We start from the raw sequence: 24,841 nt of genomic DNA, 5'->3' as shown, positions 1-24,841 counted from the left end.
CCGCCCTAGTGTGGGAAGGGCCAGAGCCTGAGCTTTTCCTTCACCGTGCGCCAGAGCGCGGCGAGCCCGTGCGGCTCGGCGATGAGGAAGAAGACGATGAGCCCGCCGACGATCAGCAGCTCCAGATGTGCCGCGAGATCGGTCGGCCAGCCGAGACCGCCCACCAGCACGTTCTTCAGCAGCACCGGCAACAGCACCATGAAGGCGGCCCCCGCGAAGCTGCCGAAGATCGAGCCGAGCCCGCCGATGATGATCATGAAGAGCGCCAGGAAGGACTTCTGGATGCCGAAGGCCTCGCCGACCTCGACCGCGCCGAGATACACGGCGAAGAACAGGGCACCCGCGATTCCGACGAAGAAGGAAGAGACCGCGAAGGCCGACAGCTTGGCCCGCAGGGGGTTCACGCCGATGATCTCGGCCGCGATGTCCATGTCCCGGATCGCCATCCAGCTGCGGCCGATCGTGCCGCGGGTGAGGTTCCGCGCCACCCAGGCCAGCACCACCACGAAGAGCAGGCAGATCATGTACTGCGCCCAGGCCGATGTCTCGGGTCCGGTCACGGGCACGCCGAAGACGGTCCGCTCCGGGGCGCTGATCTGCCCGGAGGCGGAGTAGTTGTAGAACCACGGCACCCGGTTGAAGAGCCAGACCAGGAAGAACTGCGCCGCCAGCGTTGCCACGGCAAGATAGAACCCCTTGATCCGAAGCGAGGGCAGCCCGAACAGCACCCCCACGCCGGCGGTCACGAAACCGGCCAGGATCACCACGAAGACGATGTTGAGCTCGGGAAAGGCGGTCATCAGCTTGTAGCAGGCATAGGCGCCCACCGCCATGAACCCGCCGGTGCCCAGGCTGACCTGCCCGCAATACCCGGTCAGGATGTTGAGCCCGATCGCCGCGATCGCCCAGATCAGGAACGGCACCAGGACCGCGTTGGCCCAGTAGTCGTTGATGGCGAAGGGAATGACGAGCAGGCCCACCGCGATCACCGCGTAATAGCGGTATCGGTCGAACTTGATGGGGAAGGTTTGCGCGTCGTCCTGGTAGGACGTCTTGAAGTCGCCGGCCTCGCGGTAGAACATCTGCGCTTACCCCTCTGCGTTTGTCTTGTTGCCGTGGCGCGGCGCCGGGCCGGTCTCGGACAGCTTGCGATAGGCCACGATCCCGGTGACGAGCCCAGCGGCGGCGAGCAGCGCGGCGACGATCCATTGCGCGGTCGTCAGCCCCTCGGCGGTCACGGCGAGATAGCCGAAGGCCCAGAACCCGGACCAGGCGATCACGTTCACGATGGCGATCAGCTTGTTCATCGCTACACCCTCTCGATGATCTTCTCGCCGAACAGGCCCTGCGGCCGGAAGACGAGGAAGACGAGCGCCAGCACGTAGGCGAACCAGTTCTCGGTCGCGCCGCCGACCATCGGGCCGATCAGGAACTCGAAGAGCTTCTCGCCCACGCCGATGATCAGACCGCCCACGATGGCGCCCGGGATAGAGGTGAACCCGCCCAGCATCAGCACCGGCAGCGCCTTCAGCGCGATAAGCGAAAGCGAGAACTGCACGCCCGATTTCGTGCCCCACATGATGCCCGCGACCAGCGCGACGAACCCCGCGATCGACCAGACCAGAACCCAGATGAACCGCAGGCTGATCCCGACGCTGAGCGCCGCCTGGTGGTCGTCGGCCACCGCGCGCAGGGCCCGGCCATGCTTGGTATACTGGCTGAACAGCGTCAGCGAGATCACGAGGATCGCGGCGATCACGGTCGCGACGATATCAAGCCGGTCGATGAAGAACCCGTAGCCGAACCATTCGTAGGTGGTTTCGTCGATGGTCTCGGAAATGCCCTGCGGCAGGCCGACATCCAGCGTCTTGATGTCCGCGCCCCACATGATGTCCCCGAACCCTTCGAGGAAATAGGCCAGCCCGATCGTCGCCATGAAAAGGATGATCGGCTCCTGGTTTACGAGATGCTGCAGGATGTATTTCTCGACCAGAATCGCGAGCAGCACCATGACGGCCAGCGTCAGCAGGATCGCGAGGATCGCCGGCAGGTGCCATCCGAAATGGTGGATCTCGGTGCCGAAGATGGCGTTGATCAGGTGGGCGAAGGGCACCTGGCCTTCCTGGAAGCCCACCAGCGTCAGCGCCGCGAAGAGCGCCAGCACCCCCTGGCTGTAGTTGAAGATGCCGCTGGCCTTGAAGATCAGCACGAAGCCCAGCGCCACCAGCGAATAGAGCACGCCGGTCATCAGGCCGTTCAGCGTGACCTCCATCGCGAAGAGCAGTTGATCAGGCATGCGCGGCCTCCCTCGGCTTGGCGGGTTGCGGGTCAGTCATGGCTCACCCCCAGATAGGCATCGATGACCTCGGGGTTGTTGCGCACCTCGTCGGGCGTGCCGTCCCCGATCTTCTTGCCGTAATCCATCACGACGACCCGGTCGGCGATGTCCATCACCACGCCCATGTCGTGCTCGATCAGCGCGATGGTGGTGCCGAACTCGTCGTTCACGTCGAGGACGAAGCGGCACATGTCCTCCTTTTCCTCGACGTTCATGCCGGCCATCGGCTCGTCCAGAAGCAGCAGCTTCGGTTCCGCGGCCAGCGCCCGGCCCAGCTCCACGCGCTTCTGCAGCCCGTAGGGCAACCGGCCCACGGGCGTCTTGCGGATGTGCTGGATCTCGAGGAAATCGATGATCTTCTCGACCTTCTCGCGATGCTCGGTCTCCTCGCGCTGGGCCCGGCCCCACCAGAGCGCCTGCTCGAGGATGTTCGCGCGCATCAGCGTCATCCGGCCGGTCATGATGTTGTCGAGCGTGCTCATGCCCTTGAAGAGCGCGATGTTCTGGAAGGTCCGGGCGATGCCCAGCTCGGCCACCTCGTAGGGGCGCATCGCCGGGCGTTTCTCACCCCGGAACCAGACTTCGCCCTCCTGCGGGTGGTAGAAGCCGTTTATGACGTTGAGCATGGACGACTTTCCGGCCCCGTTCGGCCCGATGATCGCGCGGATCTCGCCCTCGCGGATATCGAAGGAGATGTCCTTGATCGCGACCACGCCGCCGAAACGCAGCGTGATGTTCTTCATTTCCATCATCACGCCGCCGATCTGGCGGCCGTCGGGGGTGATGTAGCCTTCGCCGGAATCAAGCACGGTATGGGCCTTTCATTCCTGGGACCGGGTGGGGCGCACGGCGCTGTCCGTCGAGACCGCTCATTCCGCCGCCACCTTCTGCGGTTTGACCGGGACCACCGCGGCGTCGCTGATTTTCAGCGTCGCCTTGATCTTGCCCTTGCGGCCGTCCTCGTAGGTCACCTCGGTTTCGGTGTAGACGCTGTCCGACCCGTCATAGAGCGCCTCGACGAGATCGTTGAATTTCTCGGCGATGATGTTGCGGCGAACCTTGCGGGTGCGGGTCAGTTCACCGTCGTCGGCATCGAGTTCCTTGTGCAGCACCAGGAACCGGTGCACTTGGCAGCCAGACAGCATCGGGTCCTCGGCGACGCTCTTGTTGGTCTCCTCGACGTGGCTCTGGATCATCTCCAGCACCTTCGGGTGCCCCGCCAGTTCCTGGTAGGACGCATAGGCGATGTTGTTCCGCTCGGCCCAGTTGCCGACGGCGGTCAGGTCGATGTTGATGAAGGCGGTGCACATCTCGCGATCCGCGCCGAAGACCACCGCTTCTAGAATGTTGGGATAGAACTTCAGCTTGTTCTCGACGTATTTCGGCGCGAACAGGCTGCCATCGGCCATCTTGCCCACGTCCTTGGCGCGGTCGATGATCCTCAGATGCCCGGTGCCTTCCTCGAAGAAGCCGGCGTCGCCCGTCGCGACCCAGCCTTCCGGGTCCTTGGTCTTGGCCGTCGATTCGGCGTTCTTGTAGTATTCGACGAAGGTGCCAGGCGAGCGGTAATAGACCTCGCCCGTGTCGTCGATCTTCACCTCGACGCCGGGGCTCGGCACGCCGACCGTGTCCGCGCGCACCTCGCCATCGGGCTGCTGGGTGATGAACACGCTGGCCTCGGTCTGCCCGTAAAGCTGCTTCAGGTTGATGCCGAGCGACCGGTAGAAGTCGAAGATCTCGGGCCCGATCGCCTCGCCCGCGGTGTAGCCGACGCGGATATTGGTCAGGCCCAGCGTGTTCTTGAGCGGCCCGTAGACCAGCAGGTCGCCCAGCCGGTACTTGAGGCGATCCGTGCCGGAGACCGGCTTGCCGTCGAGGATCGCCGGCCCGACCCGCCGCGCATGTTCCATGAAATGGTCGAACATCCGTTTCTTGAGCGCGCCGGCGTCTTCCATGCGGATCATGACGCTGGTCAGCATCGTCTCGAAGATGCGCGGCGGCGCGAAGAAGTAGGTCGGGCCGATCTCGCGCAGGTCCGTCATCATCGTCTCGGGACTCTCGGGGCAGTTCACGCAGAAGCCCGTCCAGTAAGCCTGCCCGATCGAGAAGATGAAATCGCCCACCCAGGCCATCGGCAGATAGGCCAGCACCGAGTCCTTTTCCGAGAGGTCGTCGAATTCCGACGAGGCGCGCGACGTTTCGATGATGTTCCGGTTCGACAGCACGACGCCCTTGGGCTTGCCCGTGGTGCCCGAGGTGTAGAGCATGACGCAGGTGTCGTCGTAGGCCTGCTTGGCCAGCCGCGCCTCGAGCTCATGCGCGAGCCGGGTCTGGGCGGCGCGGCCCTCGACCTGGATGTCGTGCAGCCAGTTGAGATGCGTGTGATCGTATTTCCGCATCCCGCGCTTGTCCTGGTACATCACGTGCTCGATGCAATGCACGCGGTCCTGCACCTCGATCACCTTGTCGACCTGCTCCTGGTCGCCGCAGACCACGAAGCGCGCGCCGCAATGCTCGAGCACGTAGGCCATCTCTTCGGCGACCGCGTCCTGGTAGAGCGGCACCGGGATCGCCCCCACCATCTGCGCCGCGACCATCGACCAGTAGAGCGCCGGGCGGTTCCGCCCGATGACGGCGATGTAGTCGCCCTCGTCCACCCCGAGCACGAGAAAGCCCAGCGCCAGCGCGCGGATCTCTTCCTCGGCCTCGGCCCAGCTCCAGCACTGCCAGATGCCGAATTCCTTTTCACGATAGGCGGGCCGTTGACCATACGCCGCCGCGTTGCGCGCCAGCAGACGCGGAATCGTGTCCAGCGCGCCGGTCGCCTCTTTCTGCGTCGCCAAGTTTTCTCCTCCCTGCACCGGGGTGTCCGGTGGTCGCGGTCCGGTCTTTGGCCGAATCCACGGATATCGTGACACCTTCGTGCTGGGCGTCAATTTTTTCCTGAGTTTTGCCCGATTGTTACGAATTGTAACCGGCGCCATGGGCCTTCCCCCCGGGGCCGTGAGGGTGCTAGCCATAGGCCGGGAGGATCACCGATGCAGATCGACGCGGACCGGACCGCCCGCCTGACCCAGGCGGGGCTGAACCTGATCCAGCAGGCCCTGACGATCTATGACGCGGAGCTGCGGCTGGCCGTTTGCAACCGCCGCTTCCAGGAGATGTTCGATCTGCCGGAATGGCTGGTCACGCCGGGGGCTCGTTTCGCCGACACGATCCGCTTCCTTGCCGAACGCGGCGATTACGGGGACGTGGGCCCGCTCGAGGACTTCGTCCGCTCGCGCGTCGAGACCGCCCGCGCCTTCGAACCGCATTACATGGAGCGCACGCGCGCCAACGGCCGCACCATCAGCGTCGAGGGCAGCCCGCTTCCGCAGGGCGGCTGGGTGACCGTCTATACCGACATCACCGCGATCAAGCGCCAGGAGACGCTCTTGCGGTCCCGCTCGGCAGAGCTGTCGGAGCGGCTCGTGGCCTATTCCGAGGAACTCGCCCGCACCAACCGCGAACTCGCCGCCACCATCAGCGCGCTGGAGGAAGCCAAGCGCGAACTGACCGAGATGGAAGCCCGCACGCGGCTGACCGCCGAGATGATGCCGGCCCATATCGCCCATCTCGACCTGAACGAACGCTACACCTATTCGAATCGCCGCCTGACCTACGTCATTCCGAACCGCCCGCAGGAGATCGTCGGCCTGACCGCGCGCGAGGCGCTGGGCGACACCGCCTATGCAGAGGTGAAACCCTATATCGACCGCGCCTATGCCGGGGAATCGAGCGTCTTCGAGTTCTCGCATCCCGACAGCGGGCGGCGCATCCGCGGCGCCTTTACCCCCGATCCCGGCAGCGCCGGCGGGGTGGGCGGGGTCTATATCCTGTCGATGGACGTCACCGAAGAGGCCCAGGCCCGCGCCGCGCTCAGCCAGACCCACAAGCGCGAGCTCGCCGCGCAGCTGACCAGCGGCCTGGCACATGACTTCTCGAACCTGCTGACGATCATCCTCGGGCTCCAGGGGCGGCTGGAGAAGCTCGACGGCCTGCCCGACCCGGCCCGCGAGATCGCGGCGACGACGCGGGCGGCGGCGTTGCGCGGCGGCCGCCTGCTCGACCGGCTGGCCGATATCTCGGGCCGGCGCGACATGCGCCCCGCGCCGACCGACCTGCCGGCCTTCCTGCGCGATATCCGCACGCTCGCCGCGCCCTCCCTGCCGCGAGCGGTGCGGCTGAGCGTCAGCGCCGAGGGTTTCGACCGGCCGGTCCTGATGGATCACGGCGCCCTGCAGGACTCACTTCTGAACCTGATCCTGAACGCCCGCGACGCGATCGGCGATGCGCCCGGCGAGATCACGGTCCACGCCGCCCCGGTGCGCGACACATGGGTTGATGTCGAGGTCACGGATACCGGCTGCGGCTTCAGCGACGAGGCGCTCGAACAGGCGCTCAACCCGTTCTACACCACCAAGGCCGGCGAGGGCTCGGGGCTCGGCCTGTCCATGGTCTACGACTCGACCAAGCTGGCCGGCGGCCAGGTGATGCTGGCCAACGCGGGGGGCGGGGGCGCCCGTGTCACGCTGCGCCTGCCGCTCCGCCCGGCGGCGGAGGCGCCCGCGCCACGGCTGGTCCTGCTGGTCGAGGACAATCCGGACCTGCGCGTCGAGACACGGGGCATGCTGCGCGAGCTGGGCCATACCGTGCTCGAGGCCGAAACCGCCGAGGAGGCCGAAACCCTGGCCGAGATCCCGGGCATCGACCTCGTGCTCACGGACATCACCCTGCCCGGCGGGCGCAGCGGGCTCGACCTTGCCGAAACCCTCCGGACGCGCGGCAACCCGACCGGCATCCTCATGATGACGGCGCTGCCGGTGCAGGATCCGCTTCGGGCCCGCGCCGAGTCGCGCTTCCCGCTGATCGCCAAACCCTTCGATGCGGCCGCGCTGGCCGCCTTCCTGAACGCGGAGCTCGCCGCATGACCGCCGCCGCCGCCGCACCGCTCGTGGCGATCCTCGACGACGAGCCGGAAATCCGCAGAATGCTCTCCGACGCGCTGGAGGAGGCGGGTTTTCGCACCGCGAGTTTCGCCCGCGCCACGCAATTCGAGGCCGCGCTGGCCCGTCTGGCGCCCGAGGTGTGCCTCGTGGACCTGGGCCTGCCCGACAAGGACGGCCTGGCGCTGGTGCATCGCCTGGCGCTCGAGTCCGGCGCCGCCGTCATCATCGTGTCCGGCCGCGCGCAGGTGCAGGACAAGGTGACGGGGCTCGAACTGGGCGCCGACGATTACGTCATCAAGCCCTTCGATCCGGCCGAAGTCGTGGCGCGGACCCGTGCCCTTCTTCGGCGCGGTCGCGCCGCCGACCGCGAGGCCCGGCGCGACACGGCGCGCTTCAACGGCTGGACCGCCCATTTCGACCGGTACCTGCTCGAGGACGAAACCGGCGCGGAGGTGCCGCTCAGCCATGCCGAAGGCGAGGTGCTGCGGCTCTTCCTCGACAGCCCCAAGCGGCTGATCTCGCGCGCGCAGATGCAAGAGGCGCTTGGCGGCGCGGCGGGCGAGAGCTTCGACCGCGCGATGGACGTGCGGGTGTCGCGCCTGCGCACGAAACTTGGCGAGGATCCGCGCAACCCACGGCTCATCAAGACGATCTACGGCGCGGGCTACATCTTTCTCGGCGAGGTGGACTGGGCGTGACCCTCAGCCGAGCCGGGCGGCCGCACCGGCCAGGACCCGGAGCCCCGTGACCAGGTCACCCTCGCCGGTGTCCTCGTCGAAGCTGTGACTGATCCCGCCGATCGAGGGCACGAACAGCATCCCTGCCGGCATCAGCCGGGCCACGCTTGCGGCATCGTGCAGCGCCCCCGATGGCATCCGCCGCCAGCGCCCGGGCACCTCCGCCTCGGCGGCGCCGGCGAAGGCCTCCTGAACGCCCGCATCCATCGCGACCGGGGGAAGCCCCAGCATCGGCCCGCTGCCGACCTCGAGTCCCCGGTCGGCGGCCGTCTCCTGGGCGGTCTCGCGGATGATCTCCTCCATCCGGTCGAGCCGGTCCGCATCCCCGTCACGCCACTGCATGGAAAAGGTGACCGCCCCCGGCACCACGGAAGCGGCGTTCGGATGCACCGAGACGTGACCGATGGTCCAGACGGTTTCCGGGGCCACCACGCCGGCCAGGCGCGCGTTCAGCGCCGTGGCGAAGGCCGCCAGCCCCTGCACGGCATCGCGGCGCAGATGCATCGGGGTGGTGCCGGCATGGTTCTGCTGCCCGGTGAAGGTGATGCGCATGTCGCGGATCCCGACGATGGAGGTGACGACGCCGATGGCCTCCGCCGCCTGGTCCAGAACCGGCCCCTGCTCGATATGCATCTCGAGGAAGGCGCTGAACCGGGCCGGGTCGAGGAAATCATCGGCCATGTCCGCCATGCGCCCGCGCGCCTCCGCAAAGCGCGTCCCGCCGGCATCGGTCAGGACATCCACCTCGTCCAGCGGTCGCACCCCTGCCCAGATCGAACTGCCGGTGGTCACGCCGAAGCGGCCTTCCTCGTCCTGGAAGGAGACGACCGATATCGCCGGTCCGCCCGACTCCAGGCTGGCCCGCGCCACCTCCAGCGCGCCGATCACGCCGAGCGCCCCGTCGAGCCAGCCGCCTTCGGGCTGGGTATCGCTGTGCGAGCCCAGGAGCAGCCCGCCACCGTCGGGATGCAGCCCGAAAAGATTGCCGACGGGGTCGAAATGCGGCGCCAGGCCTGCCGCGCGCATGCGATCGGCCAGCCACGCCCGCGCGGCGATGTCGGTCTCGGAATAGGCCGGGCGCACGACCCCGGTGCCCTCGGCCCCAATGGCACGGAGCGCGTGCAGGTCGGACAGGAATCTCTGGGGATCGACGGGGATCATGGGCGGCCTCCTCTGGCGGGTCCGCCGCAGTCTGGCAGGCGGCGGATCGCCCGTCAATTTATCATGATAAATTGACGGGCAACCCTGCCATCCTCGTCGCGCGCCGTCACTCGGCCGCGATCTCCTCGGCCTTTTCGACCCGCACGGCGGCGAACTTGAATTCCGGGATCTTGCCGTAAGGATCGAGCGCCGGGTTGGTCAGCACGTTGGCGGCCGCCTCGACGAAGGCGAAGGGCACGAAGACCATCTCGGGCGAGACGGCGCGGTCGGCCCGCGCCATCAGCCGGATCGATCCGCGGCGGGTCGTCAAGCGCACCATCCCCCCCGGCTCCACCCCGATCTTGCGCAGGGTCGCGGGATGCATGGAACAGTTGGCCTCGGGCTCGACCGCGTCGAGCACGCGCGCCCGCCGGGTCATCGACCCCGTGTGCCAATGCTCCAGCTGACGGCCGGTGGTCAGGATCATCGGGAACTCGGCATCCGGCACCTCGTCGGGCGCCACGACCGCCGCCGGCGCGAAGCGCGCCCGCCCCTCGGCCCGGGGGAACCCGTCGCCGAAGACGATCGCCTGGCCCGGATCCTCGGGCGAGAGGCTCGGATAGGTGACCGCGTTCTCGCGCGAAAGCCGGTCCCAGGTGATGTTGTCGAGCGACGGCATGACCTGCTTCATCTCGGCGAAGACCTCCGAGGGATGCTCGTAGTCCCAGTCGAGCCCCAGCCGCCGGGCCAGGTCCACGGTGATGCGCCAGTCCTCGCGCGCCGCGCCCGGGGGCGCGACCGCGGGCCGGCCCATCTGGACCTGCCGGTTCGTGTTGGTGACGGTGCCGGTCTTCTCGGCAAATGCCGAGGCCGGCAGGATCACGTCGGCGAAATTGGCGGTCTCGGTCAGGAAGATGTCCTGCACCACCAGATGCTCGAGCCGGGCCAGCGCCGCGCGGGCGTGATCGACATCCGGGTCCGACATGGCCGGGTTTTCCCCGAGGACATACATGCCGCGGATCCGGTCGTCATGAACCGCGTCCATGATCTCGACGACCGTCAGCCCCGGGTTCGGGTCGATCTCACTGCCCCAGAGGCTGCGGAAGGTGTCGCGCGCGGCGGCGTCGCTGACTTTCTGGTAGTCGGGCAGCACCATCGGGATCAGCCCGGCATCCGAGGCGCCCTGAACGTTGTTCTGCCCGCGCAGCGGGTGAAGCCCGGTGCCGGGGCGACCGACATGCCCCGTCATCAGCGCCAGCGCGATCAGGCAGCGGGAATTGTCCGTGCCGTGGATGTGCTGGGAGATTCCCATGCCCCAGAAAATCATGCCCGCCCGGGCCGTGGCGAAATCGCGCGCCACCTGGCGCAGCGTCTCGGCCGGGACACCGCAGAGCTCGGCCATCTTCTCGGGGGCGAAGTCCTGCAGATGAGCCTTCTCGGCCTCCCAGTTCTCGGTAAAGGCCTCGATATATTGCTGGTCGTAGAGTCCCTCTTCGACGATCACATGCATGATCGCGTTCAGCATCGCCACGTCCGTGCCCGGCTTGAACTGCACCCGGTGCGTGGCGAAGCGGCCCAGCCCGACGCCCCGCGGGTCCATGACGATCAGCTTGCCGCCGCGCTTGGCGAACTGCTTGAAATAGGTCGCCGCGACGGGGTGGTTCTCGATCGGGTTGGCCCCGATCACGATCGCCACGTCGGCGTTCTCTATCTCGTTGAAGGTCGCCGTGACCGCGCCGGAGCCGACGTTTTCCATCAGCGCCGCGACCGACGAGGCGTGGCAGAGCCGCGTGCAGTGATCGACGTTGTTGTGACCGAAGCCCTGGCGGATCAGCTTCTGGAACAGATACGCCTCTTCATTGGTGCACTTGGCACTGCCGAAGCCGGCCACCGCCGATCCGCCATGGGCGGCGCGCAGCCGCGCCAGCCCGCCGGCGGCGGCCTCCAGCGCCTCGTCCCAGCTGGCCTCGCGGAAATGGGCGGACCAGTCGGCCGGGTCCACGTTCAGGCCCTTGGGCGGCGCGTCGGCGCGCCGGATCAGCGGCCGGGTCAGGCGGTGCGGGTGATGGATGTAGTCGAAGCCGAACCGGCCCTTCACGCAGAGCCGGTTCTCGTTGGCCGGGCCGTCGACGCCGTCGACATACTTGATGCGGCCGTCCTTGACCTTCATCGACACCTGGCAGCCCACCCCGCAGAAGGGGCAGACCGACTGAACCTCCTCGTCGTAGTCGGCGCTGTCGCCGAGCTGCTCCGCGTCGAGGACCGTGGCCTCCATCAGCGCGCCGGTGGGACAGGCCTGGACACATTCCCCGCAGGCCACGCAGGTCGACTCGCCCATGGGATCGTCGAAATCGAAAACCGGGAAACTGTCGTGCCCGCGGCCGGCCATGCCGATCACGTCGTTGACCTGGACCTCGCGGCAGGCACGGACACAGAGATTGCACTGGATGCAGGCATCGAGGTTGACGCGCATCGCCACGTGGCTGTCGTCGAGCAGCGGCACGCGGTCGGGCTCCAGCGCCGGGAAACGGCTCTCGGCCACGCCCTGCAGGGCGGCCATCTCCCAGAGATGGGACGACCGGTCATGCGCCTCCTCGCGCGGCGGCTGATCGGCGAGCAGAAGCTCCATCACCAGCTTGCGGCTCTTCTCGGCGCGGTCGCTGCCGGTGGTGACGACCATGCCCTCGGCGGGCTGGCGAATGCAGGACGCCGCCAGCACCCGCTCGCCCTCGATCTCGACCATGCAGGCGCGGCAATTGCCGTCGGCGCGGTAGCCCGGCGCATCCTTGTGGCAGAGATGCGGGATGCGCGTGCCTTCGCGCTTGGCCACCTCCCAGATGGTTTCGCCCTCTGCGGCGGTGACCTCTCGACCGTCGAGCGTGAAGGTGATCCTGTCGGTCATCGCGCGGCTCCTTCTCGGTCCGGACGCTTCCGGACTTCGTTCTCAGGCCCCAGCTTAGATCATATCCGGACCCGCTCCAAAATGCGGATGCCGACCGGATGAAGCCCGTTTGCGCCAGATCGCCGGGACGGCCTTTCCTCCGCCCGCGGGGCTGGGTAAGGAAGGCGCAAGGAGGTGGGCATGGGCGAGATCATCCTGATCCGGCACGGGCAGGCGAATTCCGCGGCACAGGACGAGGAAAGCTATGACAGGCTGTCGGCGCTCGGCGCCGAGCAGGCTGCGTGGCTCGGGGACTGGCTGCGGGAAACGGAGCCGCGATTCGACGCGGTTCTGACCGGCAGCCTGCGCCGGCACCGCGAGACGCTGTCCGCGATGGGCGACGGGCTGGGCCCGCAGGCCGCCATCGACGACCGGCTCAACGAGATGGACTATTTCAACCTCGGCCGCGCGCTCCAGGAGACGCGCGGGGTGCCGATGCCGGGGCCCGAGGAGTTCGCCGCCCACGCCCCCCAGGTCATGGAGGCCTGGCACCGCGCCGAGATCATGGGCAACGAGACCTTTTCCGAGTTCGAGCTGCGGGTCACCGACGTGCTTCACGAGGCCGCGACGCCCGGTCGGCGGGTGCTCTGCGTGACCTCGGGCGGCGTGATCGGGATGATGGTGCGCAGCCTGCTCGGGCTCGACCCGCGGCGGCTCGCCCATTTGCTGCTGCCGATCCTGAACAGCTCCATCCACCGCGTGCACGTGACGGATCACGGCACCTTCCTGGCCGGGTTCAACGCGACCCCGCATCTGGACCCGCCGGACCGCGCCCATGCGCGCACCCATTTCTGAGGGAGAGAGCCGATGACACATCTCTGGGTCCGGGCCGAAAGCCGCCCGAGCGAACAGCGGGTCGGGCTGACCCCCGCGGGCGCGCGGGCGCTGATCGCCCGCAGATTCCGCGTCACGGTGGAACGCTCCGGCACGCGGGCGATCGGGCTCGCCGGCTATCACGACGCGGGCTGCGAGATCGCGCCCGAGGGCAGCTGGCCCGACGCGCCGGGCGACGCCATCGTGTTCGGCCTCAAGGAACTGCCCGATGACGGCACGCCGCTGCGCCATCGTCACGTCATGTTCGGGCATGCCTACAAGGGCCAGCCGGACGGGCCGCGCCTGCTGGCGCGGTTCAGGGCCGGGGGCGGCACGCTCTACGACCTGGAATACCTCGTCGACGGGGCCGGGCGGCGCGTCGCCGCCTTCGGCTACTGGGCGGGCTATGCCGGGGCGGCGGTCGGGCTGAAGGTCTGGGCCGCGCAGCAGGCCGGCACGCTGCAGGGACCTGCCCGGATCGGCGTCTACGACGGTCGCGATTCCCTTCTGGACGACCTGCGCGGCGACCTGGTCGCGGGCCTTTCCAACGGCGCCGAGGCACCCCGGGTCATCGTGATCGGCGCCCTGGGGCGGGTGGGCACCGGCGCCGGCGACCTGGCCGGGGCGCTCGGGCTTTCGGTGACGCGCTGGGACATGGCGGAGACGGCCCATGGCGGCCCCTTCCCCGAGATCCTGGACCACGAGATTTTCGTCAATTGCATCCTGGCCCGGCCCGGCGTGCCGGTCTTCGTGCCACGGGAGGCCATCACCGCGCCCCGCAGGCTGACGGTGATCGCGGATGTCTCCTGCGACCCGGGCAGCGCCTACAACCCGGTGCCGGTCTACGACCACGCGACCAGCTTCGACGACCCGGTGATCCGCGTCACCGCCGGCCCGCCGCCGCTCGACGTGACGGCCATCGACAACCTGCCCTCGCTGCTGCCGGTCGAGTCGTCCGAGGACTACGCGGCGCAGCTCTTGCCCTCGCTCGAACGCCTCGACAGGATCGGGGCCGGCGTCTGGGGCCGCGCGAAGGCGGCATTCGACGAACACAGCAGAGACATCTGAAAGGAGGCCGGCATGGCAAGGATTCACTGGTGCGGGACGGGACTGTCGGCGGTGCCGGGGCTGCGCCGCCTGATCGAGACGGGCCGGGACGTGACGGTCTGGAACCGGACGCCGGAAAAGGCGCGCGAGGCCGTGGGCGACCTGACCGACCGGATCGAGGCCTTCTCCAGGGACGCGCTCGCCGCACAGCTCTCGGCCGGCGACGTGGTCGTCTCGATGCTGCCGGCCGACTGGCACGTGCCGCTGGCGGAGCTCTGCCTCGAGACGGGCGCGCATTTCATCTCGTCGAGCTATATCGCGCCGGAGATGCGCGCGCTCGACGACAGGGCGCGCGCCGCCGGGCTCTGCCTGGTCAACGAGGTCGGGCTCGACCCCGGGATCGACCACGCCATGGCGCACTGGCTGGTCGCCGACTACAAGGCGAGCGATGCCTTTGACCCGGCCAACAGCGTCTCCTTCACCTCCTATTGCGGCGGCATCCCGAAGCATCCGAACCCGTTCCGCTACAAGTTCAGCTGGTCGCCGCTCGGCGTGCTGAAGGCGCTCAAGTCCCCGTCGCGCTCCATCGCCGGGGGCGCGGAGCTGAACGTGGACCGTCCCTGGGACGCGCTATCCAGCTTCACCGCGCCGCTGCCGGAGCCCGAGACCTTCGAGGTCTACCCCAACCGCGACTCGCTTCCCTTCATGAAGGACTACGGTTTCGGCGCGGACTGGACCGTCGAACAGTTCGTCCGCGGCACGCTTCGGCTCGGCGGCTGGTCGAATGCCTGGGCGGACGTCTTCCGCGAGATCGAGGCGATGGAGGACGGACCGGAGGCCGAGGCACGGCTGAAGGAGATGTCGGACCGCTTCTGGGCAGAGAACGCCTACGAGGAGGGAGAGCCCGACCGGGTGGTGCTCTTCGTCACGCTGAAGGCGGCGCGCGACGGCGTGGCCGTCTACCACAAGACCTACGCGATGGATGCCTGGGGCGACGAGAGTGGCAATGCCATGGCGCGGCTCGTCTCGATCCCGGTCTCGCTGGCGGTCGAGGCCGTCCTGGCCGGCGAGATCGCGCCCGGCGTCTCGGCGGTGCCGAGCGACCCCGAGCTGGTGGCGCGCTGGATGAAGATGGTGGGCCGGCTCGCCCAGCATCTCGAGGTGGTGGATCACCTGGCCGGCTGAGCGCCGGCCGCTTCGCGGCGGATCATGCCTCCGGCGGGGATATTTGGACCACCTGGAGGGCGGGGATCAGAGGATCCCCTCCTCCGCCTCCTCGACGGAGATGCCGAGCCGGTCGAGCCCGTCCTCGAGGTAATCCGACAAGAGCGGGACGCCCATGAGGTAGGATTCGGTCGGGCCGGTGGCCTCGACCTTGGCGGTCTGGATCGCCTCGGCGAGATCTTCCGGTTCGTAGGTCTCGCGGCCGATCCACATCACCGCCACGAGGCTCGCCTTCTCGTCGTCGTTGAGATCGGCGATGTACTGGCGCAGTTCGTCCTCGGTCGCGTCGCTCGGGCGGTTCTCGAGGATCGAGTCGGCATCGGCATCGTCGCCGGGCGAATCCCAACGGCCGACCTTGGCGTCGAGTTCGCGCGCGCGCACGATGACGCGGGCGACCTTTTCGGGACTGATTTCAAGCGCTTCGATCATGGCTGGTCCTCCTGCCGCATGGGGGCGGTTTTGCCTGCATTCTGGGGCCAAGCGCCGCCGGCCACAAGGGCCCGTGATCAGCGTTTCGCGCCGAACAGCCGGAAATAGAGCGGCGCCGGCAGGAACTGGCTGGCCCGGAAGATCCAGGAAAAGACGCGGGGGAAATTCGTCTGGAACCGCGTCGCCCTCATCGCGGCGACAACGTGGTCCGCGGCCGGTTCGGGATCCATGATGAAGGGCATCTCGAAATCGTTCTTGTCGGTCAGCCGCGTGCGGATGAAGCCGGGATTGACGAGGCTGACCTTGACGTTGCTGCGGTTGAGATCGGCGCGGATGTTCTCGGCCAGGTGCATCAGCCCGGCCTTGGAGGCCCCGTAGCCGATGGCGCCGGGCAACCCGCGGAACCCCGAGAGCGACCCGACGATCACCACGTGGCCCCGGTCCCGGGCGGCGAAGCCGGGCACCACGCGCCCCAGCACCCGGGCCGCGCCGGTCAGGTTCACGTCGAACATCGTCTCGACCTTGTCCGGATCCCAGTCGGCGGTTTTCATCGGCCAGTAGGCGCCGGCCAGCCAGACGATCCCGTCGATCTCGCCCGTCTCCGCCACGGCCGCGGCGACCGCGTCGCTGTCGGTGACGTCGAGCGGCACCACGCGCGCGGTGCCGGGCAGCTCCGCGGCCAGGGCCGCCAGCCTCTCGGCGTTGCGGGCCGACAGGATCAGCTCCGCCCCGTCGGCGGCGAGCCGTTCGGCCAGGGCGCGGCCCAGCCCCTCGCTCGCGCCGACGAGCCAATAGCGTTTCCCGGCGAGCGCGCTCAAGGCCTTGGCCTCATCGTGGCGACCAGTTCGGCCACCTTGATGCCGAACTTGCGGAACTGGCTGCGGTTCATGATCGCCCCGTTCTCCATCAGGTACATCCAGTCGGTCACGTCCAGGACATGGCCGCCGGCCTGTTCGGGCAGCCGGATGCGGTAGTCGAGACGCACGGTCGCGCCTTCCTGCCGGCCGCGGCCGGTGCCGATGATGTCGGGCGCTTCCGCGGCGATGGTTCCGTCATCGGCGACCCGCAGCGTCCAGCAGCGGTCCTGGGTGGTTCCGGTGTCGTAACGGAAAGCCTCGGTCATGGTTCCGCAATCCCCGTCCCAGCGCGCCTCCATGTCGGCTACGAATCGCGAGGTGACCTTGCCGAGCGGGCCGTAGATCAGGCCCTCCGACAGGATCGGGCCGTTCAGACGCTCGCGGATGTCGAAGGCCGGAGCCGTGCCGGCGTAGTCGGCAGGACGCTGGGCACGGAACCCGGCATAGCGCCGGGCCAGCCAGACCGCGGCCAGGGCAAGCGCGGCGCCGATCAGCAGACTGGCAAGGGAAAAACTCATGAATCCTCCTTCAGCGGCGTCGTGGCCAAGAGGCCGACCGCAACGAATTTCAGGGCGCAGGGCAGCGCGGCATAGAGCAGCGTCAGCGTCAGCAGCGCAGAGGGCGGGTTGTCGGTCCCGCTTTCGAAGCCGCTCGCCTCGAGGAGCGGCAGCAGGATGGCCGCGGCGAAGGCCAGCGTGAACTTGGTCACGAAGGACCAGAGCCCGAAGCCCTGGCCCGCCTCGGGGGCGACCCGGGCGAGGCGTCCGGCAAAGATCGCCGGCAGCAGCGTCATGTCGGCGCCAAGCGCGGCACCGGAGGCGAGGCAGACCAGCGCGAAGAGGGTCGTGTCGCCCGCGCCCAGGAAGACCGCCACGCCGAAGGCCGCGATCGACAGCAACATGCCCGCCATCAGCACGCGCTTGGCGCCGTGGCGTTCCGCCGCCCGCCCCCAGAGCGGGGCGGCCGCTGCGGCGGAGATGAAGAAGAGCAAAAGCAACGGTCCGTCCCAGCCGGGGGCCTGCAGGCGGGATTCGACGAAGAACAGGAAAAGCGTCGAGGTCACGGCGACCGGCGTCGCGTTGACCAGCGCCACGATCAGCAGACGCCGCGCGACCGGGTCCGACAGAACCGTCAGCATGCCGGTGCCGCCGACGGCGCCGGCCCGCGACCACTCGGGGCGCATCAGCCAGCCCGCGAGCAGCGCCAGCGCCGCGAAGCCCGCGGCGAAGGCCGCGAAGGGATGGCCGGTGAGCTGCATCGCGAGGTTGGGCGCAATGGCCGCGAGGCAGACCCCCAGCAGCGCGCCGGTCTCACGCCAGGCCGCGAGCCGCACATGGCCGCGATCCCCAAGCCGGGCGGCCGTCCGAACGCCCTGAGCGTAGAAGTTGATCGTCAGGAAGCTGAAGGCGGTGAAGAGCCCGGTCAGGCAGAGCCCGAACCAAAGCAGGGGCGCCACCGGCGGGGACATCGCGAAAAGCGCCAGCATAGAGATCGCCAAGAGCGCGACGCCAAGGCCGACGGCCAGCCCGCGACGCGCGGCCAGGCGTTCGGATATCCAGCCGAGCGCCGGGTCCTGCACCACGTCGATGAGCCGCAGCCCGAAAAGCACGGCGCCGAGCGCCGCCAGGCTGACCCCGTATTCGTCGACGTAGAATTTCGGCGCGTGGATATAAATCGGCAGCCCCGCCGCGGCGAGCACGCCGGCGAAGACCGAATAGGCTGGCAGGCGGGGCGCGGCCGCGCCGGTCACCGGGTCACCTCGTCGGCCGGCGGCGGCGGCACGCGGCGGAACGGCGCGCGCTTCCACCAGAGCTTGAGCGCCTGCCAGTGGATCAGCGCCAGCACCCGCCGCGAGCCGAACGGCCGGGCCAGGCACGCGCCGAGGATGCCGCGGTTTGTCAGCGGCACGCGCCGACCCGTCAGCGTGGCGAGCAACCCGCCATCGGGGGCATCGTAGTCGATCCAGATCCCGACCCGGTCGTCGCGAATGTCGAACCGAAAGCTGTAGCCGCCCGCCACCGGCTGGAACGGCGAGACATGGAAGACCTTGCGGGCGCTGAGCCGGTCCGTGGCCGCGATCGGGCGCAGGTCGTCGTGGTGACAAAGATAGGAATGACGCTGGCCGAAGGTGTTGTTGACCTCGGCCACGACGACACGCAGGCGGTCGGCGGCGTCGAGCACCAGCCAGAAGCTGACCGGGTTGAAGACATGCCCCAGCACCCGCGGCTGCGCCATGAGGAGGATACGGCCGTCGGCCACGCGGTCCAGGCCGTGGGCGGCGAGGACCTCGTGCAACCAGGACGCGCCCCGGCCCGCGCCGCGGTCGCCGCCGTGATCCACGTCGTGCAGCGCCATCAGGTTGCCGCGGTTCCGGCTGAACAGCCCCGGTCCGGCAGCCGTGTCCGAAAGGTCTGTCAGGACGTAATCCACCCGGTAGCGGAAGGCGTTTTCCACCGCCCCCTTGCGCCCGTGAAAGGTCTCGCCGCGGATATGATCCAGCGTTACGCCCAAGCGGCCTGCCTCCGCATCGCCTCGACGACATCGACGGCACTGGCGAGGCCATCCTCGTGGAAGCCGTTTTTCATGTAGGCGCCACAGAACCAGCTGCGGTTCTGCCCCTGCAGCGCCCGCAATTCGCCCTGCGCGCGCAGCGCCGCACGATCATAGACCGGGTGGTCGAAGCTGGTGACGTCGTGGACGAGGTCGTCGCGCAACTCACGCTGGGGGTTCAGCGTCACGAAGAGCGGGTCGTCTTTGGGAATCGGCTGCAGCGAGTTCATCCAGTAGGTCAGCGGAATCCGGTCGCCCCCGGTCGTTTCCTCGTCGGCCTTGTAGACCCAGGAGGCCCAGCAGCCCCGCCGCTCCGGCATGAAGCTTTCATCGGCATGGAGCACCGCCGTGTTGGGCTGGTAGCGGATCGCCCCGAGGGCCGCGCGTTCCTCGGGGGTTGCGTCGGCCAGCATGCCGAGCGTGACGTCGGAATGCGTGGCGAAGATCACCTCGTCGAACACTTCCTCGACACCGCCCCTGGCGCGCAGGGTCACGCCCGCAGGCCCGCGGCGCACCGACGCGACCGGCGCGTTGGTGCGGATCTCGGCGCCCCGGGCGCGGATGGCGGCCTCGAGCCGGCGCACGTATTCGATGGAACCGCCCTGCACGGTGTACCACTGACGCTGCCCCGTCGCCTGCAGAAGCGCGTGGTTCTCGAAGAACCGAACCAGCGCCTGGGCCGGAAACTCGGTCATCTTTTCGACCGGCGTCGACCAGATCGCCCCCGAGATCGGCAGGAAATAATAGTCGCGGAACCAGCGCCCCAGCCCCAGAACCTCGAAGAGTTCGCCGAGCGTCATGTCGGGGTCGCGCGCGGTCTCGACGGCCTTGCGATTGAACTTCATGATATCCAGAAGCATGTCGTAGTAGCCGGGCCGCAGCACGTTGCGCCGCTGCGCGAAGATGCTCGAGAAGCTGCGCATGGAATATTCCAGCCAGCCGCCGCGGATCGAGGCGCCGAAGCTCATGTTGCTCTCGGCCACCGGCACGTCGAGCTCGGCGAAGAGTTTCGTCAGCTTGGGGTAGTTCTGGTAGTTGAACACGATGAACCCGGTATCGACCGGCTGATCGCCGCGTTTGCCGGCCAGTTTCGTCCGGGCATGTCCGCCCAGGCGGTCCTCGGCCTCGAACAGGGTCACGCGGTTCTCGCCCGCCAGCATGTGCGCGGCCCCGAGGCCGGAGATGCCCGCCCCGATCACGGCGATGCGTTTCGGGGTGGCGGGTGGATGTTCGAATGGCATGGAGGCTCCGCTCGTGTCGTTTTTGCTTACTTGCTGTTTACGCTGCCTTACCGGGCGCAGATCACAAAATCTTTTTGCATTCGAAGGTGATCCAGTTCCCGACGCCGTGCGTAATCTGGGCATGTTCGACGCCGAGACCCTGGACAAACCGGATGCATCGCCTGTCCGACCCCTATATCGTAAGGGGAAGGACATCCCGCGAGACACGACAGGACAGGTATCGGTGACGGCCAGCGAGGAAAAGGACAGCCAGTGGATAGAATGCGTCATACGCATCAGGGAACAGGCGGATCAGGCGGCCTTCGCGGCCCTGTTCCGGCATTTCGCCCCGCGGGTGAAGGCGTTCCTGATGAAAGGTGGTGCGGACGAAGCCCTGGCCGAGGAATGCACGCAGGAGGTCATGGCGACCCTCTGGCACAAGGCGCATCTCTTCGATCCCGCACGGGCGAGCGTGGCGACCTGGGTCTTCACGATCGCGCGGAACCGGCGGATCGACGCGCTGCGCCGCCAGCGGCGCCCCGAGCCGGAGGACCTGCCCTGGGGGCCGGAACCCGAACCGGACCAGGCCGAGATCATGGGCCTGCAACAGGACACCGAACGGTTGGGCGAGGCGCTTGCCCAGCTGCCCGAGAAACAACGCAGCCTGATCGAGCGGGCCTATTTCGGCGAGTTGAGCCACAGCGAGATCGCCGCCGAAACCGGATTGCCGCTTGGCACGATCAAGTCGCGGATTAGATTGGCGCTGGACCGGCTGCGTCATGCAATGAACTGAGTTGAACGACGACGGATGAAGATGGACAAGATCACGCACCACCTCGATGACAGGCTGTTGATGGCCTATGCCGCGGGTACCCTGCCCGAGGGCTTCAACCTCGTGGTGGCGACCCACATCTCGCTTTGCGACGAGTGCCGCGCCCGGCTGGGCGAATTCGAAGCCGTCGGCGGTCAGGTGCTGGAATGGGGCGACACGGTCGCACTGGCCGATACGAGCCTGGAACAGACGCTTGCGCGGATCTGCGGTGACGCGCCCGCCGGGGACGACCGGAAGACCATGCCGCAGCGTTCCTCGGTGTTTCCGGCGCCGCTGCGCGACTACGTGGGCGGCGATGCCGACGCGGTGCACTGGCGCGCCGTCGGTGGCGGCGTCCGCCAGGCGATCCTGCCGACGTCGAACGAGGCCACCGTGCGGCTGCTGCACATCCCGGCCGGTGCGGCGGTCCCCGATCACGGCCACCGCGGGACAGAGCTGACGCTCGTCCTGCAGGGCGCCTTCCGCGACGAGGAAGATCGCTTCGCCCGCGGGGATATCGAGATCGCCGACGAAGAGGTGCAGCACACGCCCGTCGCAGAGGCGGGAGAGGACTGCATCTGCCTGGCCGCCACGGACGCGCCGCTGCGCTTCCGCGCGCTGATCCCGCGCCTGGCGCAACCGTTCCTGCGGATCTGAAGCGGGCCGGCGGGCGGTCAGTCCTCCGACCCCGTCGCCAGGCTCGCGGCAAGCTTTTCCCCGGGCGTCTCCGGCGCCAGCTCCTCGAAGTCGAAATTGTCGAGCCGCCGCGCGCGCTGCCCGGCCTTGCCGGCGGAAATCTTGATCTCCGAGATGTCTTTCTGCGCCAGCGCGAAATGCCGGTCGAGGTTCTCGACCCGGTCCCCGAGCCGTTCGACGTCCTTGTGGAGCAAGCCGAGTTCCCTGCGGATCGCACCGGCCTGCTCGCGCATTCGCGCATCCTTCAGCACCGCGCGCATCGTGTTTAGCGTCGCCATGCAGGTCGTGGGCGAGACGATCCAGACACGCTTGGCGAAGCCCTCGCGCACGAGATCGGCGAAATTCGCGTGCAGTTCGGCATAAACGGCTTCCGACGGCAGGAACATCAGCGCCCCATCGGCGGTTTCGCCGTCGATGATGTATTTCTCCGAGATCGCCCGGATATGCGCGCGCAACGCGGTGCGCATCTGGCGCGCGGCCTCCTGTACCTGGGCCTGGGTCTCGGCGGCGCGCAATGCCTCGTAGGCTTCCAGCGGGAACTTCGAGTCGATCACGATCGGGCCGGGCGGGTTCGGCAGGTGGATCAGGCAATCGGCGCGCTTGCCGTTCGCAAGCGTCACCTGGAAGCTGTAGGCATCCGAGGGCAGCGCCTTGGTCACGATGTCGTTCAGCTGGATCTCGCCGAAGGCGCCGCGCGTCTGCTTGTTGGACAGGATATCCTGAAGGCTGAGCACGTCGCCCGACAGTTTCTCGATATTGGCCTGGGCCTTGTCGATGGTTGCCAGCCGTTCCTGCAGCTCGGTGAGCGAGCGCGTGGTGCGCACCGCCGTTCCGTGCAGGGTCTCGCCCATCGATTTCTGCACTTCCTCGAGCCGCCGTTCCATCGTCTGGACCATCTGCGACTGCGCCAGCGACTGTGCCTCGGACACGTGGCGCAGGCCGCCCGACAACTGGTGCTGGCCGTCCGAGAGCGCGCGCACCTGTTCGCCCAGCTGGGCCATGTGCCGTCCCAGCGGCTCCGCGGCGCGTGCCGACCGCGATGCCGACCGAACGGCCAGAACGACGAGCAGCAGAAGCAGAAGCAGCACCGCGCCCAGCCCCAGCCCCGCCAGCACGAGCGGATCGTCGAGCGCATATGTGGTTCCGCCAATTTCCATCACGCGCGCCCGAACAGCTTCTCGATATCGGCGAGCTTGAGCTCGACATAGGTGGGACGGCCGTGATTGCACTGGCCGGAATGGGGCGTCGCCTCCATCTCGCGCAGCAGCGCGTTCATCTCCTCGGCCCCCATGCGCCGGCCCGATCGCACCGAGCCGTGACAGGCCATGCGCGACAGCACCGCCTCGATCCGCGCGCGCAACGCCTGGCTTTCGCCGAGATCGGCCAGCTCGTCCAGGATATCGCGCAGAAGGGCCCCGGCATCCACCTCGCCCAGCACCGCCGGGGTCTCGCGCACGGCGACCGCGCCGCCGCCGAAGGGCTCGACCACCAGGCCGAGCGTGGCCAGCTCGTCCGCCCGCGCCAGAAGCCGCGCGGCATCGTCATCCGACAGCTCCACGATCTCGGGGATCAGCAAGGCCTGCGCGGCGACACCGCGTTCGGCCATCTCGCGTTTCAGCCGTTCGTAGACGAGCCGCTCATGGGCCGCGTGCTGGTCGACGATCACGATCCCGTCGCCGGTCTGCGCGACGATGTAGTTCTCGTGCAGCTGCGCGCGCGCCGCGCCCAGCGGATGCGCCTCGGCATCCGGCGCCGGCGCCGCGTCGATGATCGCCTCGGTCCGCGCCGAGGGGCCGGTCCAGTCGGCGGCGGGCTCGGCAAGGCCGGGGGCGGCGGGGGCCTGCGCGGCCCAGGCGGCCGCACGCGCCGGGGCCGAGGGCCGGTCCATCTGGTAGACCCGCGCACCGCCCGCCTGCCCCTCGGGCCGGAAGGCCCCGAGCGCCGCGCCCGCCACCGTGGAGGACGCCCGGTGCCCGGCCTCCGCCAGGGCATGGCGCAGCGCCGAGACGATCAGGCCGCGTGCCACGCCGGGTTCGCGGAAGCGCACCTCGGCCTTTGCCGGATGCACGTTCACGTCGACACGCTCGGGCGGGCAGTCGAGGAAGAGCGCCGCCGCCGGATGCCGGTCGCGGCTCAGGAAATCCATGTAGGCGCCGCGCAGCGCGCCGATCAGCAGCTTGTCGCGCACGGGGCGGCCATTGACGAAGAGGAACTGCGCCACCGCCGAGCCGCGCGAATAGGTCGGCAGCGCCGCGAAACCGCTGAGCGCTAGGCCCTCGCGCTCGGCGTCGATCCGGAGGGCGTTCTCGACGAACTCGGCCCCGAGCACCCGCGACAGGCGCGCGGCCAGCGCGTCGAAGAGATCCCCGCTGCCGGCATCGGCGCGGAACGTGACGCGCCCCTCGCCGCCGCCGGATACGTCCGCCAGCGTGAACGCGACGCGCGGCTCGGCCATGGCAAGGCGCTTTACCACGTCCGTGATCGCCTGCATCTCGGCCCGGTCGGTCCGCAGGAACTTGAGCCGCGCGGGCGTGGCGAAGAAGAGATTGCGCAGTTCCACCACCGTGCCGCCCGACAGGGCCGCCGGCTTGACCGGCCCGACCCGCCCCCCGTCGACCGCGATGGTCGCGGCCTCCGCCGCGCCGGCGCTGCGCGAGGTGATCGTCAGCCGGCCCACGGCCCCGAGCGAGGGCAGCGCCTCGCCCCGGAACCCGAAGGAATGGATGTTCAGCAGGTCTGACCCGTCGATCTTGGAGGTCGCGTGCCGCGCCACGGCCAGCGGCAGATCGTCCGCGGCAATCCCGCAGCCGTCATCGGTGATCCGGATCAGCGTCTTGCCGCCATCGGCGATCTCGATCCGCACCCGCCGCGCCCCGGCATCCAGCGCGTTTTCCACCAGCTCCTTGACCGCCGAGGCCGGGCGCTCCACCACCTCGCCCGCGGCGATCCGGTTGATCGCCGCCTCGTTCAGCTGACGGATGACCGGTGGATTCGGGCTTATGTTGGGGTCGGTTGCGCGCATACCACAACCGATAGCATGCGATACGCCG

General features: G+C 68.5%; 22 protein-coding genes. 7 read left to right on the top strand and 15 right to left on the bottom strand.

Annotation, left to right across the window (positions count from 1 at the left end):
• Positions 1 to 5 precede the first annotated feature (5 nt).
• The 5 genes from ACQ5SP_RS08030 to ACQ5SP_RS08010 are packed head-to-tail and all read right to left on the bottom strand — an operon-like array spanning position 6 to position 5,181.
• Positions 6 to 1,082 carry a branched-chain amino acid ABC transporter permease gene (locus tag ACQ5SP_RS08030; protein ID WP_430937848.1) on the bottom strand — a complete coding sequence of 359 codons (1,077 nt, stop codon included), beginning with the start codon at positions 1,080 to 1,082 and terminating at the stop codon, positions 6 to 8.
• Positions 1,083 to 1,088: 6 nt separating this feature from the next.
• Positions 1,089 to 1,307: a hypothetical protein gene (locus tag ACQ5SP_RS08025; protein ID WP_430937847.1), complete on the bottom strand. Its 219-nt coding sequence runs from the start codon at positions 1,305 to 1,307 to the stop codon at positions 1,089 to 1,091.
• 2 nt (positions 1,308 to 1,309) lie between these two features.
• Entirely contained in the window at positions 1,310 to 2,296 is a 987-nt protein-coding gene (locus ACQ5SP_RS08020) for a branched-chain amino acid ABC transporter permease (RefSeq protein WP_430937846.1), read from the bottom strand.
• Between the two features lie 32 nt (positions 2,297 to 2,328).
• Entirely contained in the window at positions 2,329 to 3,147 is an 819-nt protein-coding gene (locus ACQ5SP_RS08015; RefSeq protein ID WP_430937845.1) for an ABC transporter ATP-binding protein, read from the bottom strand.
• A 60-nt stretch (positions 3,148 to 3,207) separates the two neighbouring features.
• Positions 3,208 to 5,181: an AMP-binding protein gene (locus tag ACQ5SP_RS08010; protein ID WP_430937844.1), complete on the bottom strand. Its 1,974-nt coding sequence runs from the start codon at positions 5,179 to 5,181 to the stop codon at positions 3,208 to 3,210.
• Between the two features lie 195 nt (positions 5,182 to 5,376).
• Between ACQ5SP_RS08010 and ACQ5SP_RS08005 the strand changes: the two genes are divergently transcribed.
• A complete protein-coding gene (locus tag ACQ5SP_RS08005) occupies positions 5,377 to 7,308 on the top strand; it encodes a PAS-domain containing protein (RefSeq protein ID WP_430937843.1) in 1,932 nt (643 codons plus the stop codon).
• Entirely contained in the window at positions 7,305 to 8,024 is a 720-nt protein-coding gene (locus ACQ5SP_RS08000; RefSeq protein ID WP_430937842.1) for a response regulator transcription factor, read from the top strand. Before ACQ5SP_RS08005 ends, ACQ5SP_RS08000 begins: the two co-directional genes overlap by 4 nt.
• Before the next feature lie 3 nt (positions 8,025 to 8,027).
• On the opposite strand, the gene ACQ5SP_RS07995 is transcribed toward ACQ5SP_RS08000, so the two are convergent.
• Both ACQ5SP_RS07995 and fdhF read right to left on the bottom strand, forming a co-directional pair.
• Complete coding sequence (locus ACQ5SP_RS07995) at positions 8,028 to 9,224, bottom strand: hydantoinase/carbamoylase family amidase (protein WP_430937841.1); 1,197 nt, start codon at positions 9,222 to 9,224, stop codon at positions 8,028 to 8,030.
• A 106-nt stretch (positions 9,225 to 9,330) separates the two neighbouring features.
• Complete coding sequence (gene fdhF, locus ACQ5SP_RS07990; RefSeq protein ID WP_430937840.1) at positions 9,331 to 12,105, bottom strand: formate dehydrogenase subunit alpha; 2,775 nt, start codon at positions 12,103 to 12,105, stop codon at positions 9,331 to 9,333.
• Positions 12,106 to 12,285: 180 nt separating this feature from the next.
• Here fdhF and ACQ5SP_RS07985 point away from each other — a divergent pair, with 180 nt between their 5' ends.
• Genes ACQ5SP_RS07985 through ACQ5SP_RS07975 form a run of 3 tightly spaced genes read left to right on the top strand, consistent with a single transcriptional unit; the run spans position 12,286 to position 15,189 of the window.
• The gene (locus ACQ5SP_RS07985) at positions 12,286 to 12,939 is read left to right on the top strand and encodes a histidine phosphatase family protein (RefSeq protein WP_430937839.1); all 654 of its coding nucleotides are present in this window, start codon (positions 12,286 to 12,288) and stop codon (positions 12,937 to 12,939) included.
• Between the two features lie 12 nt (positions 12,940 to 12,951).
• A complete protein-coding gene (locus ACQ5SP_RS07980; protein ID WP_430937838.1) occupies positions 12,952 to 14,025 on the top strand; it encodes a saccharopine dehydrogenase in 1,074 nt (357 codons plus the stop codon).
• A gap of 12 nt (positions 14,026 to 14,037) precedes the next feature.
• Positions 14,038 to 15,189, top strand: a complete 1,152-nt coding sequence (locus ACQ5SP_RS07975) for a saccharopine dehydrogenase family protein (protein WP_430937837.1) — start codon at positions 14,038 to 14,040, stop codon at positions 15,187 to 15,189.
• Between the two features lie 66 nt (positions 15,190 to 15,255).
• On the opposite strand, the gene ACQ5SP_RS07970 is transcribed toward ACQ5SP_RS07975, so the two are convergent.
• The 6 genes from ACQ5SP_RS07970 to ACQ5SP_RS07945 form a co-directional block, all read right to left on the bottom strand.
• The gene (locus ACQ5SP_RS07970; protein ID WP_430937836.1) at positions 15,256 to 15,657 is read right to left on the bottom strand and encodes a DUF3775 domain-containing protein; all 402 of its coding nucleotides are present in this window, start codon (positions 15,655 to 15,657) and stop codon (positions 15,256 to 15,258) included.
• Positions 15,658 to 15,734: 77 nt separating this feature from the next.
• Positions 15,735 to 16,475: an SDR family NAD(P)-dependent oxidoreductase gene (locus tag ACQ5SP_RS07965; RefSeq protein ID WP_430937835.1), complete on the bottom strand. Its 741-nt coding sequence runs from the start codon at positions 16,473 to 16,475 to the stop codon at positions 15,735 to 15,737.
• Complete coding sequence (locus ACQ5SP_RS07960; protein ID WP_430937834.1) at positions 16,472 to 17,032, bottom strand: DUF3833 domain-containing protein; 561 nt, start codon at positions 17,030 to 17,032, stop codon at positions 16,472 to 16,474. The genes ACQ5SP_RS07965 and ACQ5SP_RS07960 overlap by 4 nt, the downstream gene beginning before the upstream one ends.
• A complete protein-coding gene (locus ACQ5SP_RS07955; protein ID WP_430937833.1) occupies positions 17,029 to 18,264 on the bottom strand; it encodes an MFS transporter in 1,236 nt (411 codons plus the stop codon). Before ACQ5SP_RS07955 ends, ACQ5SP_RS07960 begins: the two co-directional genes overlap by 4 nt.
• Positions 18,261 to 19,025 carry a DUF1365 domain-containing protein gene (locus ACQ5SP_RS07950; protein ID WP_430937832.1) on the bottom strand — a complete coding sequence of 255 codons (765 nt, stop codon included), beginning with the start codon at positions 19,023 to 19,025 and terminating at the stop codon, positions 18,261 to 18,263. The genes ACQ5SP_RS07955 and ACQ5SP_RS07950 overlap by 4 nt, the downstream gene beginning before the upstream one ends.
• Positions 19,016 to 20,305: an NAD(P)/FAD-dependent oxidoreductase gene (locus ACQ5SP_RS07945; protein ID WP_430937831.1), complete on the bottom strand. Its 1,290-nt coding sequence runs from the start codon at positions 20,303 to 20,305 to the stop codon at positions 19,016 to 19,018. The genes ACQ5SP_RS07950 and ACQ5SP_RS07945 overlap by 10 nt, the downstream gene beginning before the upstream one ends.
• A gap of 223 nt (positions 20,306 to 20,528) precedes the next feature.
• On the opposite strand from ACQ5SP_RS07945, the gene ACQ5SP_RS07940 reads away from it, so the two are divergent.
• Both ACQ5SP_RS07940 and ACQ5SP_RS07935 read left to right on the top strand, forming a co-directional pair.
• Complete coding sequence (locus ACQ5SP_RS07940; protein ID WP_430937830.1) at positions 20,529 to 21,077, top strand: sigma-70 family RNA polymerase sigma factor; 549 nt, start codon at positions 20,529 to 20,531, stop codon at positions 21,075 to 21,077.
• Between the two features lie 15 nt (positions 21,078 to 21,092).
• On the top strand, positions 21,093 to 21,752 hold the full coding sequence (locus ACQ5SP_RS07935; protein WP_430937829.1) for a ChrR family anti-sigma-E factor: 660 nt from the start codon (positions 21,093 to 21,095) through the stop codon (positions 21,750 to 21,752).
• 17 nt (positions 21,753 to 21,769) lie between these two features.
• On the opposite strand, the gene ACQ5SP_RS07930 is transcribed toward ACQ5SP_RS07935, so the two are convergent.
• Complete coding sequence (locus tag ACQ5SP_RS07930) at positions 21,770 to 22,951, bottom strand: DNA recombination protein RmuC (RefSeq protein ID WP_430937828.1); 1,182 nt, start codon at positions 22,949 to 22,951, stop codon at positions 21,770 to 21,772.
• Positions 22,948 to 24,813 carry a DNA mismatch repair endonuclease MutL gene (gene mutL / locus ACQ5SP_RS07925; RefSeq protein ID WP_430937827.1) on the bottom strand — a complete coding sequence of 622 codons (1,866 nt, stop codon included), beginning with the start codon at positions 24,811 to 24,813 and terminating at the stop codon, positions 22,948 to 22,950. Before mutL ends, ACQ5SP_RS07930 begins: the two co-directional genes overlap by 4 nt.
• Positions 24,814 to 24,841: the final 28 nt, after the last annotated feature.

It is taken from the genome of Rhodovulum sp. YNF3179, from assembly GCF_050586465.1.
Taxonomy (GTDB): Bacteria; Pseudomonadota; Alphaproteobacteria; order Rhodobacterales; family Rhodobacteraceae; genus CAJXYS01.
This window is presented reverse-complemented; position numbering and strand designations above follow the sequence as displayed.